We start from the raw sequence: 17,915 nt of genomic DNA, 5'->3' as shown, positions 1-17,915 counted from the left end.
CTTCACTGCCGGTTGAGCATCACCGGCAACTGCGCCACCAGCTTGGCGTTGTTCAGCGGCGCGCGGATGAAGCCGCGCTGGGTGCCGTCCGGGCCGATCACCGCGAGGTTGCCGCTGTGGTCGACGGTGTAGTTCGGCTTGCTGGTGTCAGCCGGGATGAACGGGATGCTCACCGCGTTGGCGACCTTCTGCAGTTCCTCCACCGACTTGGGCGTCAGGCCGATGAACTGCGGATCGAAGTAGCCTAGGTACTGCTTGAGCTGTTTCGGGTTGTCGCGGTTGGGGTCGACGCTGACCAGGACGATCTGCAGCTTGTCGACCGCGTCCTTGGGCAGTTCGCTCTTGATCTGGCGCAGTTGGGCGAGGGTGGTCGGGCAGATGTCCGGGCAGAAGGTGTAGCCGAAGAACAGCAGGCTCCATTTGCCCTTGAGCTCGTTGACCGTGACGGCCTTGCCGTCCTGGTCGGTCATGGTCACGTCCGGCAGGCTGCGGCTCTGCGGCAGCAGGATGATGCCGGCGTCGATCAGCGCGGTGGGGTCGCCCTGGCCCTTGCCGCTCAGCACCTTGTTGACGGTCAGGCCGAGGATCAGCGCGATCACGGCGACGAGGATGAAGACGGTTTTCTGGGTTCGAGTCATAGGTTCAACAATAGGTAGTGGTCTACGAGCAGGGCGATGAACAGCAGGAACAAGTAATAAATAGAGTACTTGAAGGTGTTGATCGCCGCGTGCGGCCGAGTGCCACGGTACAGCACAACGGCCCATTGCAGAAACCGGGCGCCCAGCCCCAGCGCGCAGATCAGGTACAGCAGCCCGCTCATGTGGATCACGTAAGGCAGGAGGCTGACCGCCAGCAGGGCGAAGGTGTACAGCAGGATGTGCACCTTGGTGTAGTGCTCGCCGTGGGTGACCGGCAGCATCGGGATGTCGGCCTTGGCGTATTCCTCCTTGCGGTGGATGGCCAGGGCCCAGAAGTGCGGCGGCGTCCAGGCGAAGATGATCAGCACCAGCAGCAGGGGTTCGGCGCTGACGTGGCCGGTGGCGGCGGTCCAGCCCAGCAGCGGCGGGGCGGCGCCGGCGAGGCCGCCGATGACGATGTTCTGCGGGGTCGCCCGTTTCAGGAAACCGGTGTAGACCACCGCGTAGCCGAGCAGTGAGGCCAGGGTCAGCCAGGCGGTCAGGGCATTGGTGAAGGCCAGCAGCAGGGCCTGGCCGGCCAGCGCCAGCGCCAGGGCGAACGTCAGTGCCGCCAGTGGCGCCACCCGGCCTTCGGCCAGCGGCCGCTTGTGGGTGCGGGCCATCACCGCGTCGATGCGCCGGTCCACCACATGGTTGACCGCCGCCGCGCCGCCGGCGCACAGCGCGATGCCCAGGTTGCCGAACACCAGCACGGTCCACGGCACGCCGGCCCGGGTCGCCAGGAACATGCCCACCAGCGAGGTGATGAGCATCAGCACCACCACCTTCGGTTTGGTCAGCTCCAGGTAGTCGCGCCACAGCGCTTGGGCAGGGCGTTCGCCGATCAGAATCGCCATGGCGTCTCTCCTTTGAGGGTGACCGGCGCGGCAGGGTGCCTGCGCGGGCTCAGGCGCCAGCCGGCCGGCATCGGCCGTTTGATCCGCACCAGGGCGGTGCGCGCGTGATAGTTGACCAGCACCATCGTCAGCAGCAGCGCGGCGCCGCCGGCGTTGTGCGCCACGGCCACCGGCAGCGGCAGATGGAACAGCACGTTGCTGACGCCCAGGGTGATCTGCGCGGCGAGGGCGGCCAGCACCAGCCCGGCGAGGCGGGTCATGCCCACCGCCTTCAGTTGCCAGGCCAGCCCCAGCAGCACCAGGGTCACCAGCAGGGCACCGATGCGGTGGGTCAGGTGGATGGCGGTGCGGGCGTCGCTGTCCAGTTGCCCGCCCAGGTAGTTGGGGCCGATGTGCTGGGTCAGGTGGAAGCCGTTGGCGAAGTCCGCCGGCGGCAGCCATTGGCCGTGGCAGGTGGGGAAGTCGATGCAGGCCACCGCCGCGTAGTTGGAGCTGACCCAGCCGCCGAGGGCGATCTGGCCGATCACCAGCACCAGGCCGGCGGTCGCCCAATATTGCAGGCGACGCGGCACGCTCAGGGCCGGCAGCACGCCGGACAGCCGCAACGTCAGCAGGAACAGCAGGCTCAAGGTCGCGAAGCCGCCCAGCAGGTGCCCGGTGACCACTTGCGGCCACAGTTTCAGCGTTACCGTCCACATGCCGAACGCCGCCTGGGCGAACACCACCGCCAGCAGGAACAGCGGCAGCTTCAGCGGTTGCCCCGGGTGCCGGCGATCGACCCACGCCCGCCCGGCCAATACGGCGATGAGCATGCCCAGGGTGCCGGCGAAATAGCGGTGGATCATCTCGTTCCAGCCCTTGTGGGCCTCCACCGGCGAGTCCGGGAAGTGCAGCTCGGCATGGGCCAGCTGGGCTTCGCTCTTGGGCACGCTGATGAAGCCGTAGCAGCCCGGCCAGTCGGGGCAGCCGAGGCCGGCGTGGGTCAGGCGGGTGTAGGCGCCGAGCAGCACCACGATCAGCGCCAGCAGGGTGGCGAACAGCGCAAGGCGAAATCCGGGTTTGGCCATGACGATGTCCCTATCCGATGTTCGACAGTTTCAGCAGGTGGCGCAGATCGTTGAGCAGATCCTTGCCGTTGACGTCCGGGCCGTAGCGCAGCACCAGGTTGCCGTGGGGGTCGATGATCCACAGCTGCGGCGCGGACGCGTCCCCGGCGGTCTTGCGCAGGCCGGCGGTGTCCAGCGGGTAGCGCTGAAGTTGCGGGTAGTCGCGGGCCAGCCGGGCTTCGTAGTCGGCGCCCAGCGGCTGCGCGGCGGCGAGGGCGTGGCTGGCGCGCCCGGCGTCGCGGCCCAGGCCGATCTGGATCTGCCGCGCCAGGTACACCAATTGCTGGCAGTCTGCCGCGCAATCGCCGGGGGCGGTCACCAGCATCTGCCAGCGCTCCTCGTCGGCCGTCACGCCGAGGTCGGCGCGGGTCTGGCCGTTGCCGATCAGCTCGCCGTGGTAGCTGCGGCCTTCCGGCACCCAGAACTGCAGTTTGTACATGCCGGTGGCGAGGATCATCGGGCCGACCACGCCCAGCACGATCAGCAGCAGCTGGATGCGTCCGCGGCGGCGACCGGCCGCCGGCTTGGCTTCAGACATGCTGGGTGGATTCATGGCCGCTCCCATGGTGTTTCTCCTTTGCGTTGTGCCAGCCGAGATACAGGTAAAGGCCGAGCAGGGCGGTGGCCATGGCGAACCACTGCACGGCATAGCCGAGGTGTTTTTCCGGGCCCATCGCCACCACCGGCCAGTCGGTGACGTAGCTGGCGGGGCCGGGTTCTGCGCGCACTTCATAGGCGAAGCCGTCGCGGTCGAGGGTTTTCCACAGCCGCGCCGGCTCGACGGCGGTGACGGTCTGCGGCCAGGCGTCGCTGACCGGATCGGCATGCAGCTGGAAGGTCGCCCCGGGGGCGACGTAGACCCAGGCATCCATGTCCACCGCGTCGGCCGGGGTCGTGAACTGTGGGGCAAGGCGCCGATCCGGCCACGGCAGCCAGCCGCGGTTGACCAGCAGCCACTGGCCGGTGCGCCGGTCCTGGAACGGCTGCAGCAGCTCGACGCCCACCTTGCCGTCGCGCTGGCGGTTGTCGAGCAGCAGGCTGTGGTCGGCATCGAAGCGGCCGTGCAGGTGCACCCGGCGGAAGGCCGGATCGGCGCTGTGCAGCAGTTCGGCGGCGGCCATCGGTTCGGCGGCGCGGCGTTCGGCGTAGCTGGCGAGCAAGGCGGTCTTCTCAGCGCCGCGGCCCAGCTGCCAGACACCCAGCGACACCATCAGCGGCAGCAGCAGAACCACCGCCACCGTCGGCACGACGCCGGGCCGGAAGCGCTTCATGGCCGTGCCCCGGAGCCGGTGCGCGCGACCGCTATACTCAATTGCATCGCCTGTCCCCCCGGAGTCTTGCCATGATGCTCAAGGCAGCCATCGTCCTGATGCTGATCGCCACGGTGATCAGCCTGTTCAGCGGCCTGTTCTTTCTGGTCAAGGACGACAGCGGCTCGAACCGTCTGGTGATCGCCTTGAGCGTTCGGGTCACCCTGGCCGCCGCCACCGTCGGCCTGATCGCCTGGGGCTTCTGGAGCGGCCAACTGGTCTCGCATGCGCCCTGGTGAGCCTCAGAGCACGTAGACGAACACGAACAGGCCGATCCACACCACGTCCACGAAGTGCCAGTACCAGCTCGCCGCCTCGAAGCCGAACTGGTGCTCGGCGTCGAAATGCCCGCGCATGATGCGCACCAGCATCACGAACAGGATGATCGTGCCGATGGTCACGTGGGCGCCGTGGAAACCGGTGAGCATGAAGAACGTCGCGCCGTAGATGCCCGAACCCAGGGTCAGGCCCAGTTCGTGGTAGGCGTGCATGTACTCCTCGGCCTGCAGCGCGAGGAACCCGCAGCCCAGCAGCACGGTGATCGCCAGCCACAGCTTCAGCGCGCCGCGGTGGCCCTTTTTCAGGGCATGGTGGGCGATGGTCACGGTGACGCTGGAGCTCACCAGCAAGATGGTGTTGATCAGCGGCAGGCCCCAGGGGCTGATGACTTCCTTGGGCGGCGGGAACAGCTTGGAGTCCGGGTTGTTCAGCAGCGGCCAGACGAATTCGAAGTTCGGCCACAGCATGTGGGCGATGCCCTTGGTGCCTTCGCCGCCCAGCGCCGGCCCCGACACGTGCCGCACATAGAACAGCGCGCCGAAGAAGGCGATGAAGAACATCACCTCGGAAAAGATGAACCAGCTCATGCCCCAGCGGAACGAGCGGTCCAGCTGCGGGCTGTACAGCCCCGCACGGCTTTCCTTGATCACCGCGCCGAACCAGCCGAACAGCATGTACGCCAGCAGCAGGCCGCCGATGAAGAAGATCAGCGGTCCGTGGGATTCCGGGCGCGCCGCCTTCAGGTCGTTGAACCAGGTCGCCAGCCCATACACCGTGGTGACCATGCCGACGGTCGCCACGATCGGCCACTTGCTCTGGGCCGGAACGTAATAGTGCTCATGAGTCGCCATTTATTGTTCTCCTTATCGGGCACGCTTAACCGCCAGTGCTTGCGGCTACCGGTGGATGACGGGCGGTGATGTCGAACAGCGTGTAGGACAGCGTCAGGTGCTTCACATCCTTGGGCATGTCGCGGTCAACGATGAAGCGCACGGGCATCTCGATCTGCTGACCGGGCTGCAGCACCTGCTGGGTGAAACAGAAGCATTCGGTCTTGTGGAAATACGCCGCCGCGTTGCTCGGCGCGATGCTCGGCACGGCCTGGGCGCTCATCGGCTTGTCGGTGGGGTTGCGGGCGATGAAGATCATCTCGTTGACCGCACCGGGGTTGGCCGTCAGCTCGTCATGCTTGGGGTAGAAGTCCCACGGCATGTCGGCGGTGTTGGTCGACAGGAACTGCACGCGCACCTGGCGCGAGGTGTCGACGGTCTGCTCGCCCTCGTATTGCCCGGCGGTCTTGCCGTTGATGCCGAAGGCCTTGCACATCACGTCGTACAGCGGCACCAGGGCGAAGCCGAAGACAAACATCGCCACCACCACGCTCAGCAGGCGGGTGACCAGTTTTTTCATCGAGACCGAGTCAGCCATGGTTCCAGCTCCTCACCGAGCCCCCTGCAGGCGCGAGCCTGTTCGCGAAGCGGACGACCCGGTGCTGCAGGCACAGCGCGTCATCGTTCTTCGCGAGCAGGCTCGCGCCTGCAGGGCGGCCGGTGTTCATTTGACTTCCGGCGGCGTGGTGAAGGTGTGGTACGGCGCCGGCGACGGCACGCTCCACTCCAGTCCTTCGGCGCCGTCCCAAGGCTTGGCCGGCGCCGGCGCGCCGCCGCGGATGGTCTTGATCACGATGAACAGGAAGAAGATCTGCGTGGCGCCGAACATGAACGCGCCGATCGACGACACCATGTTGAAGTCGGCGAACTGCAGGTTGTAGTCCGGGATCCGCCGGGGCATGCCCGCAAGTCCCACGAAGTGCATCGGGAAAAACGTCAGGTTCATGCCGATGAAGGACAGCCAGAAATGCAGCTTGCCGAGGGTCTCGTCGTACATGTGGCCGGTCCACTTCGGCAGCCAGTAGTAGGCCGAGGCGAAGATCCCGAAGATCGCCCCCGGCACCAGCACATAGTGGAAGTGGGCGACCACGAAGTAGGTGTCCTGGTACTGGAAGTCCGCCGGGGCGATGGCCAGCATCAGCCCGGAGAAACCGCCGATGGAGAACAGGATCACGAACGCCACCGCGAACAGCATCGGCGTCTCGAAGGTCATCGAGCCCTGCCACATGGTGCTGGCCCAGTTGAACACCTTCACCCCGGTCGGCACCGCGATCAGCATGGTGGCGTACATGAAGAACAGTTCGCCCACCAGCGGGATGCCCACCACGAACATGTGGTGCGCCCAGACGATGAACGACAGGAACGCGATGCTCGCCGTGGCGTAGACCATCGAGGTGTAGCCGAACAGCGGCTTGCGCGCGAAGGTCGGGATGATCGCGCTGACGGCGCCGAAGGCCGGCAGGATCATGATGTACACCTCGGGGTGGCCGAAGAACCAGAACACATGCTGGAACAGCACCGGGTCGCCGCCGCCGGCGGCGCTGAAGAAACTGGTGCCGAAGTGGATGTCCATCAGCATCATCGTCACGCAGCCGGCCAGCACCGGCATCACCGCGATCAGCAGGAACGCGGTGATCAGCCAGGTCCAGACGAACAGCGGCATCTTCATCAGGGTCATGCCGGGGGCGCGCAGGTTGAGGATGGTGGCGATCACGTTGATCGCGCCCATGATCGAGCTGATCCCCATCAGGTGGATGGCGAAGATGAAGAACGTCACGCTTTCCGGCGCGTAGGTGGTGGACAGCGGCGCGTAGAACGTCCAGCCGAAGTTCGGCCCGCCGCCGGGGGTGAACAGGGTCGAGACCAGCAGCAGGAATGCCGCCGGCAGCAGCCAGAAGCTGAAGTTGTTCATCCGCGGCAAGGCCATGTCCGGCGCGCCGATCATCAGCGGGATCATCCAGTTGGCGAGGCCGACGAACGCCGGCATCACCGCGCCGAACACCATCACCAGGCCGTGCATGGTGGTCATCTGGTTGAAGAACGCCGGCTCGACGATCTGCAGGCCGGGCTGGAACAGCTCGGCGCGGATCACCATGGCGAACGAGCCGCCGAGCAGGAACATGCAGAACGCGAACCACAGGTACAGCGTGCCGATGTCCTTGTGGTTGGTGGTCAGCACCCAGCGCATCAGGCCTTTGGCGGGGCCGTGGGCGTGGTCGGCATGACCGTGGTCATCGATAACGGCGCTCATGGCCTTTCTCCTTCAAGCGGACGGGCAGGGCCGTGCGGGGCGCGCAGCCCCGGACGTTGGCGGGAGGACGTGGCGGCGCGGCTCATTTGCTTTCCGCCTGTTTGAGCTCCAGCACTTCTTTGGGCGTGACCATGTCGCCCTTGTTGTTGCCCCAGGCGTTGCGTTCGTAGGTCACGACGGCGGCGATGTCGACTTCCGACAGCTGTTTGCCGAACGCCGCCATGGCGGTGCCGGGCTTGCCGTGGAACACCAGGCTCAGGTGCGCCTCTTTGGGGCCTGTGGCGATCTTCGAGCCCTTGAGCGCCGGGAACATCGGCGGCAGGCCCTGGCCCTCGGCCTGGTGACAGGCCACGCAGGTGGTGTGGTAGATCTTGTCGCCGCGCTCCTTGAGCTCGTCCAGCGTCCATTCCTTGCTGGTCAGCTCCTTGAGCTGCGCGGCCTCGGCCTTGCGCTCGGCGAGCCACTTGTCGTAGTCGGCCTTCTCCTTCACGTCGACCACGATGGGCATGAAGCCGTGGTCCTTGCCGCACAGCTCGGCGCACTGGCCGCGGTAGAGGCCGGGCTTGTCGATGCGTGTCCAGGCTTCGTTGACGAACCCGGGGATGGCGTCGCGCTTGACCGCGAAGGCCGGCACCCACCAGGAGTGGATCACGTCGGCGGAGGTGACGAGGAAGCGCACCTTGGCGCCGGTCGGCAGCACCAGCGGCTTGTCGACCTCCAGCAGGTAGTGGTCGCCCTTGGCCTGCTTGTTGTGGATCTGTTCGGCGGGGGTGGCCAGGTTGCTGAAGAACTCGACGTCCTGGCCCAGGTACTTGTAGTGCCACTTCCACTGGTAGCCGGTGATCTGGATGTCGATGTCCGGCTCGCTGGTGTCGTACATCTTGATCAGGGTGGCGGTCGCCGGAACGGCCATCGCCACCAGGATCAGGAACGGCACGACGGTCCAGAGGATCTCGACGGTGGTGCTCTCGTGAAAGCGTGCCGCGACCTGGCCGGTGGAGCGGCGGTGCAGGATCATCGACCAGAACATCGCGCCGAAGACGATGATCCCGATCACCACGCAGATCCAGAAGATGGTCATGTGCAGGTCGAACACAGCGTGACTGATCTCAGTCGCTCCAGGCGCCATATTCACAGTCCAGGCCGCTTGCGCCTGGCTGAAAATCGACCACAACAGGAGGCCCATCCAGACGTGTGGATGTCGCATCATTGCGGGTTCCCCTTATCGTTCTTGTTGTCCCGTAGGCGCAACGCCTGCGGCAAGGGAGCGGCTGCATCAGACTACGAACTTGAATCGCCGGGCCTTGCTGCGCGGGCAGTCAGGCATCATCAGCTAACTCCATTCACTGGCGAGTATAGACAGCGACTTGAACCTCGCAACGCGAGCGCGTAAATCGCATGAAACAGCTGGCACTTGCGTTCCAGGGCACGAATGGAGAAGGATGCAGCGGAGTGGTGGCACACCGATATAACCCCGGTGTATCAAGGATGAAATAATTATGACAAATGCGTCTTAGCATTTTTCGTAAGCCAGCTAAGTTATGTCTTCCCTATTTCATTGCCCTGTACCCTGGAGTTTTCATGAACACCGCCGCATTGCGCGAGCAGATCCGAATAGCCCGAGAACACGAGAAAGACACCGGACGGCTGACCCGTCAGCTGGAAAATCAATTGCCTCACCTGCACCCGGCGATCCAGTTGCCGGAAACCGGTGCCGAAGCCGTCCTGACGCGCTTCGTCGCCGCCTACATCGATGAAGTGCCGGACCTGCTGGACGCAGCCAATGAAGTCGCCAGGGAAGCGGGAATCGAGTCACAGATCAAACCGGTGCTGAAAATCGCCGAGCAGTACTTCCTCCAGCCCCCCGTGGGCCTGGACAGCCTGCTGGACGAGGCCTATCTGGCCCACCGGTTTGTCGAAGAGGTCAACGACCTGTACATCAAGCATTTCGGCCAGCCACTGATCCCCTTGGACATGACGGTCGCCAATCTGATTGCCCACCAGCTGCTGGGTGAGGCATTCGCCAACCAACTCGACGAAGTGGTGCACCACGCGGTGGACAGCATGCTCGACGACGACAGCTTCGCGCTGGAGTCGGTGGAGGCCTACCGCGAGAAGCTCAGCAGCCCGGACACCGGCGCCGCCTGGAAACGCTGGCCGTGCATGGGCCGCCGCCTGGGCGTGGGCCTGGAGCTGGACCAGCCGGCCGCCTGATCCCGGATCACACATCGTGACGGTGGGAGCGGGCTTGCCCGCGAAGACGTAGTGTCAGTCACTTTCCGTTCGACTGACCCACCGCTTTCGCGGGCAAGCCCGCTCCCACAAGGTTTGTTTCAGCCGGCCGTGCCGATGCCGACGGTGGTGCGCACCCGCCCTTCAAGCCTGCGCTTGAGCCCCCGGGATTCGATCAGCAGCCTCGACCCCTTGGCGGCATTGGCCCTGCCCCATTCCTCCAGCAGTTCCAGGCAGGCGTGGTCGATGTAGCTCAGGTTGTTGAGCGGCACATGCACCGTCGTGCCCGGCGGAACGCTGGCCAGGGCCTGGGTCAGCGCCGGCACCTTGAGGAACGTCGCCGCGCCCGTCAGGCGCATCTCCATTTCCCCTTCCTGCGGCAGGTCGATCAGGCTGATCTTCAGCCGTGCGGCCTTCAGCGCCAGTTTCAGCAGCGTCAGGCCGAAGCCGATCAGCACGCCGGTCAACAAGTCCGTGAAGATGATCGCCAGCGCCGTGGCGGCGTAGGTGAACATCGGCATCCGGCCGTAACGGCCCAGGCCGCGGAACACCTTCAGATCCACCAGCTTGAACCCGGTGTAGACCAGCACGCCGGCCAGGCTCGCCACCGGAATGCTCTGCAGCAGGCTCGACAGCAACAGCACGAACGCCAGCAGCCACAGGCCGTGGAAGATTGTCGAATAGCGTGTGGTGGCACCCGCCTGGACGTTGGCCGAACTGCGCACGATCACCCCGGTCATCGGCAACGCGCCGACCAGGCCGCAGAGCATGTTGCCTACCCCCTGCGCCGACAGTTCACGGTCGAAGTCCGAGCGCGGGCCGCTGTGCATGCGGTCCACCGCCGCAGCGGACAGCAGGGTCTCGGCGCTGGCGATGAAGGCCACGGCGAACGCTGCGACCAGCAAGGCAGGGTCGGCGAGGTTGAGCAGGTCCGCCGGCTTGAGCCAGTCGATGGCCTGCGCCAGGTTGTCCGGCACCTCGACCCGTTTGACCGGCAGTGCCAGCAACAGACTGGCGCCCGTGGCCAGGCCGACGCCCAGCAGCGCGCCGGGCACGAAGCGCAGCGAATGCGGGCGGAACTTCTCCCACAGCCACATTACCGCGATGGTTCCCAGCCCCAACAGCCCGGCCTGCCAGCCGAACGACGGCAGGGCCTGGGCCACGGCACCGGGGAACGCGGTGAGGTTGTCCAGGCCGGAGGGTTTCGGCGCGGCGTCGAGCATCACATGCGCCTGGGACAGGATGATCAGCACGCCGATCCCGGCGAGCATGCCGTACACCACCGCCGGCGCGGTGACCCGGAACCAGCAGCCGAGCTTCAGGCGCCCGGCCGCCAGCTGCAGCAACCCGGCCAGCAGCAGGATCGGCCCGAGCATCTCGACGCCGTGCTGGCGCACCAGCTCGAACACCAGCACCGCAAGACCCGCCGCCGGCCCGCTGACCTGCAGCGGCGAGCCGGCCAGCCAACCCACCACCAGCCCACCGATGATTCCGGTGATCAGGCCCTTGGCCGGCGGCAGGCCGGACGCGATGGCGATGCCCATGCACAGCGGCAGGGCGACCAGGAACACAACCACCGAAGCCAACAGCTCCCGTGGCAGAACAGCTTTCAATTGAGCGGCACGCATAGGGATTCTCCCGGACTTTTCTTCAGGCGTGGCGAGGCCGGACCGCTGAAACAGCGGCCGGCGTCAAACCACAGAGATTTTTAGGAGGATCTAGAAGCGCGCTTTTGGCGTCGCCACCGGGATCGGATGGCTGCCGTCCAGCGGCAGGAAGCAGCCCTGATCCGCGTCGTACGCTTTGATTTCGCTGGTTTCGATGTTGTAGACCCAGCCATGGATGAACAGATGACCGTTCGCCATGCGCGAGGCTACCGAGGGATGGGTACGCAAGTGCTGCAGTTGGGCGATGACGTTTTCCTCGGTGAGGATCGGCATGCTTTCTTTTTCGTTGGCGCAGTTGCAGTTGTCCTGCACCATGGTTTTCGCGACTTCGGCGTGGCGCAGCCAGGCCTTGACCGTCGGCATCTTCTCCAGGCTGTCCGGGTTGAGCACCGCACGCATGGCGCCGCAGTCGGAGTGGCCGCAGATGATGATGTGCTGCACGCCCAGGGCGAGCACGGCGTATTCGATGGCGGTGGACACGCCACCGTTCATCTGGCCGTAGGGCGGTACGACGTTGCCGACGTTGCGGGTCACGAACAGATCGCCGGGGGAGCTCTGGGTGATCAGTTCGGGGACGATGCGCGAGTCGGCGCAGGTGATGAACATCGCCCGTGGCGACTGGGCCGTGGCGAGTTTCTTGAAGAGTTCTTCCTGCTGCGGAAAGACCTCATGATGAAAATGCAAAAAGCCGTCGACGATGTGCTTCAGCGCTGCATCGGCGGTTTCCGCCTCAGGGGCCGGCGCCGACGCAGCCAACGGCTGTTTATCCTTGTCACTCATGATTCATCCTCTTTGGCGGATTCGGGGAGTCATTCCCGTGTATTCCGGTGTGAAGCCAGTGGCTGTTCAAACATCCGGGCCGATCCTGACCCGTCAGTCACTCGATGAACAAGGTAACCGCCGAAACTTAACTCAAACTGAATCAAAGGCTCTGGAACCTGTGTTCCAGGTCACAAAAAACGTGACCGGCGCAACCGGTCGAGCGGTTCCGTCACTCAACCTTGGGGCAATTGTCGCTAAATCAGCGACATCTGGCGACCCGGCGGACAAAAGGCCGAGCAATCGAGGCCGAAGCCTTCCCGACGGTCGAGCCCCAGACGCTTCAGCGCCTTGGCGAACCGCTGGGCCAGCAGGTCGGCGAACGGCCCTTCGCCCCGCATGCGGGCGCCGAAGCGGCTGTCGTACAGCTCGCCGCCGCGGCTCTGGCGGATCAGGCTCAGCACATGGGTCGCCCGCTGCGGGTAATGCGCCTGGAGCCACTCCTCGAACAGCGGCGCCACCTCCAGCGGCAGGCGCAGCATCATGTACGCCGCGCTCTGGGCGCCGGCCGCGTGGGCCTCGGTGAGCAGGCTTTCGATCTCGCTGTCGTTGATCATCGGAATCATCGGCGAGCACAGCACGCCCACCGGGATGCCCGCTTCGCGCATCACCCGGATCGCCCGCAGCCTGGCCTTGGGCGCGGCGGCGCGGGGCTCGAGGATGCGCTTGAGCTCGTCGTCCAGGGTGGTGAGGCTGATCATCACCGCCACCAGCCTTTGTTGCGCCAGTTCGGTGAGCAGGTCGAGGTCGCGCAGGATCAGCGAGCCTTTGGTGACGATGGTCACCGGATGCCGGTGGCGCAGCAGCACTTCGAGGATCTGGCGGGTGATCCGCTGCTCGCGTTCGATGGGCTGGTAGGGATCGGTGTTGGAGCCCAGGTTGATCGGTGCGCATTGGTAGCCGCGTTTGCCCAGCTGTTCTTCCAGCACCTGGGCGGCGTTGGTCTTGGCGATCAGTTTGGTCTCGAAATCCAAACCCGGCGACAGGTCCCAGTAGGCGTGGCTGGGCCGGGCGTAGCAATAGATGCAGCCGTGCTCGCAACCGCGGTAGGGATTGACCGAGCGGTCGAAGGGCAGGTCCGGTGAGGTGTTGCGGGTGATGATGGTCTTCGCCGTCTCGATCCGCACCTCGGTGCCTTGGGTCTGCGGCACTTCCTGATGCCAGCCGTCGTCCTCGGCCACCGAGCGGCTCGGCGCGAAGCGGTTGTGCGGGTTGGCGGCGGTGCCGCGGCCGCGGGGAGGCAAGGGCGTGTGCATCGGCGGTGTCCTGTGTGCTGTATGTGCATACAGTATCCTTGGTCTTCGCAAACGGCCAGTGCCGTTCGGCGATTCTGCCGCTCGGCCCCTGCGGGTTCTGACTCCGCAACGCGTCGGTATCGGGATCGTTAGTTGAGAGAAACGTGAGGTTATATATTCAGCGTAGTTTCGTTAGTTGCTATGGCGTTAGGATTGCCTGCGTTGTAACTCGGATGATTTAAATAAAAGGAATTAAGCATGTCTTACCTCAATCCTCGTGGCATCTTTTTGCAGAAACTCGGCCCCACTCCGGTCAATCCCAAGGAAGTGCTGGTATCCCTGCAATTCGCGCTGAAGGAGTCCGGCTGGGATGCTGAGAACGCTGTGTCGACGGACTCCCTGGTCGATTCCCGCACACTCATCGCCGCTTCCTACGACGGCGGCAAGACGTTCACTGTTCGCAACGAAAAAGACATCGATGGCGACGGTGATATCGATGCAGACGATAAGGCCAAGTTGCTGGCGTTGGTCAAGGCTTATGTCAGTATCAAAACGCCTTGAGGTTTAGCATGCCGCGAAACTTGCGGCGTGCAATAAAAAAGGCCCTGCCCGTATTGCTGCGGGGAGGGCCTTTTTTATGTTGCGGTGTGTCAGTGGGCAGGCTCTTGCGTCGATGCCGTCTTCATCTGTTCGGCACGCAAGTGTTTGACCTCATCTGCGCTGACCGGCGCCCCCTTGTTGCCCCAACTGCCGCGGATGAAGCTCACCACGTCCGCCACTTCCTGGTCCGACAGCCGCCAGCCGAACCCCGGCATGGTGATGGCCGACGGCGCCGCGTGGGTCGCCGGCAGCGTGCCGCCCTGGAGCACGATGTGGATCAGCGAGGTCGGGTCTTCCGATTGCAGCACCGGATTGCCCGCCAGCGCCGGGAACACGCGGGTGTAGCCGTGGCCGTCGGTGCGGTGGCAGGCCGCGCAGTTGTCGATGTACACCGCTGCGCCGCGCTGGCTGTCGTCGCCGTTCCACAGGGCCTTGGCGGCCGTTTCGTCGTATTGGTGCGGGCGGTCGGCGGGATCCTTGGCCGGCAGCGATTTCAGGTAGCGGGCGATCGCGGTCAGGTCGGCGTCAGTCATGTACTGCATGCTGTGGGTGACCACGTCGCTCATGCCGCCGAACACCGCGCTGCGGTCGCTGCGCCCGGTCTTCAGGAACTGCACCAACTGCTCTTCGCTCCAGCCGCCGAGGCCGTCCTTGTGGTCGCCGCGCAGGTTCTTGGCGATCCAGCCTTCCAACGGCGCGCTGCCTGACAGGAACGTGCTGCCTTCGCCTGCACTCAGGGATTTTTCCTGCATGGTCAAGGCACGTGGCGTATGACAAGCGCCGCAATGTCCAAGGCCTTCCACCAGATAAGCCCCACGGCTGACGACGGCATCGTCCGACGTAGCTTTGTAGTCCTCGACCTTCGGCGCAAAAAGCCAGCGCCAGCCCGTCAGCGGCCAGCGCATACTCAACGGCCAGGGAATGTCGCTGGCCTTGTTCTCCTGGGCCACCGGTTCGACGCCGTGCATGAAGAACGCGTAAAGCGCCTGCATGTCGGCTTCGTTGACGCGGGCGTAGGACGGATAGGGCATCGCCGGGTACAGCGTGCTGCCGTTGCGGGCCACGCCATGGCGCACGGCCCGGTCGAAGTCCTCGAAGCTGTAGTCGCCGATGCCGCGCTTGTCCGGGGTGATGTTGGTCGAGTAGATCGTGCCGATCGGGGTTTCCATCGGCAGGCCGCCGGCGAACGGTTTGCCGTCCTTGGCGGTGTGGCAGGCCACGCAGTCGCCTGCGCGGGCCAGGTACTCACCTTGTCTGATCAAGGATGGATCGACGTCGGCGCCGTACAGGGAGGCGCTGCCGAGCAACGCCAGGGTCGCGATAACGAAAGTCTTCATGGTCATCGCTCCTTAAGCCTGGACCAGCGGGCCGGGGTTTTTCAGGTACTGTTCGCGGATCGCCTTCGCCGACCAGTAGGTCAGGGCGGCGACCAGTCCGGTCGGGTTGTAGCCCAGGCCCTGGGGGAAGGCCGACGCGCCTGGGACGAACACGTTGTGCACGTCCCAGCTTTGCAGGTAGCGGTTCAGCGCGCTGGTCTTCGGATCGGTGCCCATGATCGCGCCGCCGTTGAGGTGGGTGGTCTGGTAGGACGCGGTGTTGAAGTGCTCGCCGACCTTCTTGCTGATCACGTTGATGGCCTTGGGGCCCATGGCTTCGGCGATCTTGCCCATCTTCTCGACCATGAAGCGGTTCATCTTGATGTCGTTTTCCTGCCAGTCGAAGGTCATCCGCAGCAGCGGCAGGCCGTAGGCATCGCGGTACACCGGATCCAGATCGAGGTAGTTGCCCCGGTAGGACTGATGCGCGCCGTGGGCGTCCATCGACACCTGATGGGTGTAGTAGTCGGCGGTGGCGCGTTTCCAGGCGCTGCCCCAGGCGGGCGTGCCCGGCGGGTTGGAGGTGCCGGCGATCGGCCGGCTGCCGGCCTGGTTGACCCACATCGGCGAGCCGCCGACGAAACCGTGGGGGCCGTGGTCGAAGTTGTCGGCGTTGAAGTCGTCCACCGCGACCCCGTTGCCGCCGGCGCCGATGAAGTTGTTGGTGTGGGTGTCCTTGTCGAAGAACGCCTTGATCGTGGCCATGTTCTGGTAGGCGAAGTTACGCCCGACCACGCCTTCGCCGCTGACCGGGTCGTACGGCTTGCCGATGCCGGACAGCAGCATCAGCCGCACGTTGTGCAGCTGGAACGCGCCGAGGATCACCAGATCCGCCGGCTGCTCGATCTCCCGGCCCTGGCCGTCGACGTAGGTGACGCCGGTGGCCTTGGTCTTGCTGCTGTCGAGGTTGACCCGAAGCACATGGGCGTTGGGCCGCAGCTCGAAATTCGGCAAAGGCTTGAGCGCCGGCAGGATGTTCACGTTCGGCGAGGCTTTGGAGTACATGTAGCAGACGTAGCCGCTGCAGAATCCGCAGAAGTTGCACGGGCCCATCTGTGCACCGTAGGGGTTGGTGTAAGGTCCCGAGGTATTGGCGGAAGGCAGGTTGTAGGGCTTGTAGCCGACCTCCGTGGCCGCTTTGCCGAACAGCTGTGCGGAAACGGTGTTTTTCTGCGATTCCAGCGGGAACGGGTTCGAACGATCCGGCGCATAGGGGTTGCCGCCCTTGCCCTGGCCCACCAGTTGCCCCTTCACCGTCCAGGCCTGGCCGGAGGTGCCGAAGACCTTTTCGGCGAAGTCGAAGAACGGCTCCAGCTCTTCATAGCTGACGCCGAAGTCCTGGATGGTCATGTCCTTGGGGATGAAGTGCTTGCCGTAGCGCTCTTCGTAGTGGCTGCGCATGCGCAGCTCGATCGGATCGACGCGAAAGTGCACGCCCGACCAGTGCAGGCCTGCACCGCCCACGCCGTTGCCCGGCAGGAACGCGCCCAATTGGCGGTTCGGCAGGGCGATGTCGTTGACGCTGTGGCGGATGGTGACGGTTTCCTTGGAAACGTCCTGGAAGAGTTTTTTACGCACGCTGTAGGTGAGTTCGTCGATCACCTGGGGATAGTTGCCGTCAGGGTAGGTGTCCTGCATCGGCCCGCGCTCCAGCGCCAGCACGTTGAGGCCAGCCTCGGTCAGCTCCTTGGCCATGATTGCGCCGGTCCAGCCGAAGCCGACGATCACCGCATCTACTTTTTTCATTACCGTTGCCATGTTCACGCCCTCTCGCCGCGGATCGAAACGGCCGGGAAGGGGTACGCCTCGTTGCGCTCCACCCAGTCCATGAAGTCGGCGCGGGCGCCGGGGAAGCCGATCAGGGTCCAGCCGACCATGCCTTTATTGCCGCCGTGGATCGGGTCGCAGAAGAACCCTTCCTTGGTGTTCTGCAGCAGCAGACTGAAGAAAACCTTGGCCGGGACGGCGTCGAACTGCGGTTTTCCGGCTTCGAGCTGCCTGAGCAATTCGTCTCGGGTAGCGCTGTCTTGCTCGGCAAATGTTTTGCCGTTGAGGGATTTTGCCCACTGATCCGCAGCGGCGATGCCCAGGCGATAGATCTCTTTGGGCACCAGTTTGCTCTGCCAGCCCATTTCCGGCGCGGCGTCGGCGTTGAACGGGCCTTGCATGTACCACAGGGCGCCGGCGGCGTAAGGCGTGTTCATCTGACGGTCGATGTATTCCGGCACGCCGGCTTCGAGGGCGCCGGGGCCTTGGGCGTCGTTGGGGATCAACTGCGCGACGGCGGCGTTGATGAACGCCCACTCTTCGGCGGTGAAATAGCTTGGCTGATACTCGCCCGTCTGGGCCGCAGCCGATTTTGCGGCAGGCGCAGCAGGCGCGGCTTCAGGGGCGGCCTGCAGCACGCTGCTGCCCAGACCGCTGCCGGCCAGGGTGACGACGGGAATCAAGGTCAGGGACTTGCGCAAGAACTCACGCCGCGGGTTGTCTCGACTTTCATCAGACATGGGGGGGCACCTCGTCAGGCATTGATGGTTGTCAGCCACCTCTGCGGGCGGCTTAAGGTTGTTTGGCTGCGACGTGGCCGGAACGGCCAGAAGAAGGGGAACGCGTCTG

Annotated in this window: 19 protein-coding genes; 3 read left to right on the top strand and 16 right to left on the bottom strand. The window is 64.8% G+C overall.

Going from position 1 to position 17,915, the window contains the following annotated elements:
- Positions 1-2: 2 nt before the first annotated feature.
- From CAG41_RS00240 to CAG41_RS00220, 5 genes are read right to left on the bottom strand one after another with little or no spacing between them, the layout of a single operon-like run.
- Entirely contained in the window at positions 3-638 is a 636-nt protein-coding gene (locus CAG41_RS00240; RefSeq protein ID WP_085655953.1) for an SCO family protein, read from the bottom strand.
- Positions 635-1,534 (bottom strand): heme o synthase, encoded by a 900-nt coding sequence (gene cyoE, locus CAG41_RS00235; protein WP_085579419.1) that lies wholly within the window; start codon positions 1,532-1,534, stop codon positions 635-637. The genes CAG41_RS00240 and cyoE overlap by 4 nt, the downstream gene beginning before the upstream one ends.
- A complete protein-coding gene (locus tag CAG41_RS00230; protein ID WP_085579421.1) occupies positions 1,522-2,601 on the bottom strand; it encodes a heme A synthase in 1,080 nt (359 codons plus the stop codon). Before CAG41_RS00230 ends, cyoE begins: the two co-directional genes overlap by 13 nt.
- 10 nt (positions 2,602-2,611) lie before the next feature.
- Positions 2,612-3,205: a hypothetical protein gene (locus CAG41_RS00225; RefSeq protein ID WP_085579423.1), complete on the bottom strand. Its 594-nt coding sequence runs from the start codon at positions 3,203-3,205 to the stop codon at positions 2,612-2,614.
- On the bottom strand, positions 3,171-3,911 hold the full coding sequence (locus CAG41_RS00220; protein ID WP_085579426.1) for an SURF1 family protein: 741 nt from the start codon (positions 3,909-3,911) through the stop codon (positions 3,171-3,173). The genes CAG41_RS00225 and CAG41_RS00220 overlap by 35 nt, the downstream gene beginning before the upstream one ends.
- Positions 3,912-3,985: 74 nt before the next feature.
- On the opposite strand from CAG41_RS00220, the gene CAG41_RS00215 reads away from it, so the two are divergent.
- Positions 3,986-4,189, top strand: coding sequence for a twin transmembrane helix small protein (locus CAG41_RS00215; RefSeq protein WP_085579525.1), 204 nt, complete (start codon positions 3,986-3,988; stop codon positions 4,187-4,189).
- A gap of 3 nt (positions 4,190-4,192) precedes the next feature.
- Here the strand turns inward: CAG41_RS00215 and CAG41_RS00210 are convergent, their stop codons facing one another.
- The 5 genes from CAG41_RS00210 to coxB all read right to left on the bottom strand — a co-directional run bounded on the left by CAG41_RS00210 (position 4,193) and on the right by coxB (position 8,580).
- Entirely contained in the window at positions 4,193-5,080 is an 888-nt protein-coding gene (locus tag CAG41_RS00210; RefSeq protein WP_085630398.1) for a cytochrome c oxidase subunit 3, read from the bottom strand.
- A 25-nt stretch (positions 5,081-5,105) separates the two neighbouring features.
- Positions 5,106-5,657, bottom strand: coding sequence for a cytochrome c oxidase assembly protein (locus tag CAG41_RS00205; RefSeq protein WP_085579430.1), 552 nt, complete (start codon positions 5,655-5,657; stop codon positions 5,106-5,108).
- Positions 5,650-5,787, bottom strand: coding sequence for a hypothetical protein (locus tag CAG41_RS28515; RefSeq protein ID WP_170930256.1), 138 nt, complete (start codon positions 5,785-5,787; stop codon positions 5,650-5,652). Before CAG41_RS28515 ends, CAG41_RS00205 begins: the two co-directional genes overlap by 8 nt.
- Positions 5,784-7,370, bottom strand: coding sequence for a cytochrome c oxidase subunit I (gene ctaD / locus CAG41_RS00200; protein WP_085579432.1), 1,587 nt, complete (start codon positions 7,368-7,370; stop codon positions 5,784-5,786). Before ctaD ends, CAG41_RS28515 begins: the two co-directional genes overlap by 4 nt.
- 82 nt (positions 7,371-7,452) lie before the next feature.
- On the bottom strand, positions 7,453-8,580 hold the full coding sequence (gene coxB / locus CAG41_RS00195) for a cytochrome c oxidase subunit II (RefSeq protein ID WP_085579434.1): 1,128 nt from the start codon (positions 8,578-8,580) through the stop codon (positions 7,453-7,455).
- 371 nt (positions 8,581-8,951) lie between these two features.
- Here coxB and CAG41_RS00190 point away from each other — a divergent pair, with 371 nt between their 5' ends.
- Entirely contained in the window at positions 8,952-9,584 is a 633-nt protein-coding gene (locus CAG41_RS00190) for a hypothetical protein (protein WP_085579436.1), read from the top strand.
- Between the two features lie 119 nt (positions 9,585-9,703).
- On the opposite strand, the gene CAG41_RS00185 is transcribed toward CAG41_RS00190, so the two are convergent.
- The 3 genes from CAG41_RS00185 to CAG41_RS00175 all read right to left on the bottom strand — a co-directional run bounded on the left by CAG41_RS00185 (position 9,704) and on the right by CAG41_RS00175 (position 13,344).
- Positions 9,704-11,230 carry a SulP family inorganic anion transporter gene (locus tag CAG41_RS00185; RefSeq protein ID WP_085706589.1) on the bottom strand — a complete coding sequence of 509 codons (1,527 nt, stop codon included), beginning with the start codon at positions 11,228-11,230 and terminating at the stop codon, positions 9,704-9,706.
- Positions 11,231-11,320: 90 nt separating this feature from the next.
- Complete coding sequence (locus CAG41_RS00180) at positions 11,321-12,049, bottom strand: carbonic anhydrase (protein WP_085579440.1); 729 nt, start codon at positions 12,047-12,049, stop codon at positions 11,321-11,323.
- A gap of 236 nt (positions 12,050-12,285) precedes the next feature.
- The gene (locus CAG41_RS00175) at positions 12,286-13,344 is read right to left on the bottom strand and encodes a PA0069 family radical SAM protein (protein ID WP_085579442.1); all 1,059 of its coding nucleotides are present in this window, start codon (positions 13,342-13,344) and stop codon (positions 12,286-12,288) included.
- Between the two features lie 237 nt (positions 13,345-13,581).
- Here CAG41_RS00175 and CAG41_RS00170 point away from each other — a divergent pair, with 237 nt between their 5' ends.
- Positions 13,582-13,884: a hypothetical protein gene (locus CAG41_RS00170; RefSeq protein WP_085579444.1), complete on the top strand. Its 303-nt coding sequence runs from the start codon at positions 13,582-13,584 to the stop codon at positions 13,882-13,884.
- Between the two features lie 89 nt (positions 13,885-13,973).
- Here CAG41_RS00170 and CAG41_RS00165 read toward each other — a convergent pair whose 3' ends face one another.
- From CAG41_RS00165 to CAG41_RS00155, 3 genes are read right to left on the bottom strand one after another with little or no spacing between them, the layout of a single operon-like run.
- Complete coding sequence (locus CAG41_RS00165) at positions 13,974-15,260, bottom strand: cytochrome c (protein WP_085706588.1); 1,287 nt, start codon at positions 15,258-15,260, stop codon at positions 13,974-13,976.
- 12 nt (positions 15,261-15,272) lie between these two features.
- Positions 15,273-17,057, bottom strand: a complete 1,785-nt coding sequence (locus tag CAG41_RS00160) for a GMC family oxidoreductase (protein WP_085579448.1) — start codon at positions 17,055-17,057, stop codon at positions 15,273-15,275.
- Between the two features lie 2 nt (positions 17,058-17,059).
- Positions 17,060-17,806, bottom strand: coding sequence for a gluconate 2-dehydrogenase subunit 3 family protein (locus CAG41_RS00155; protein ID WP_085706587.1), 747 nt, complete (start codon positions 17,804-17,806; stop codon positions 17,060-17,062).
- Positions 17,807-17,915: the final 109 nt, after the last annotated feature.

The sequence above is a fragment of the Pseudomonas sp. B35(2017) genome, from assembly GCF_002113645.1.
GTDB classification, from domain to species: Bacteria; Pseudomonadota; Gammaproteobacteria; order Pseudomonadales; family Pseudomonadaceae; genus Aquipseudomonas; species Aquipseudomonas ekonensis.
Note: the sequence above shows the minus strand (reverse complement) of the source record. Positions and strands in the feature narration are given on the sequence as shown.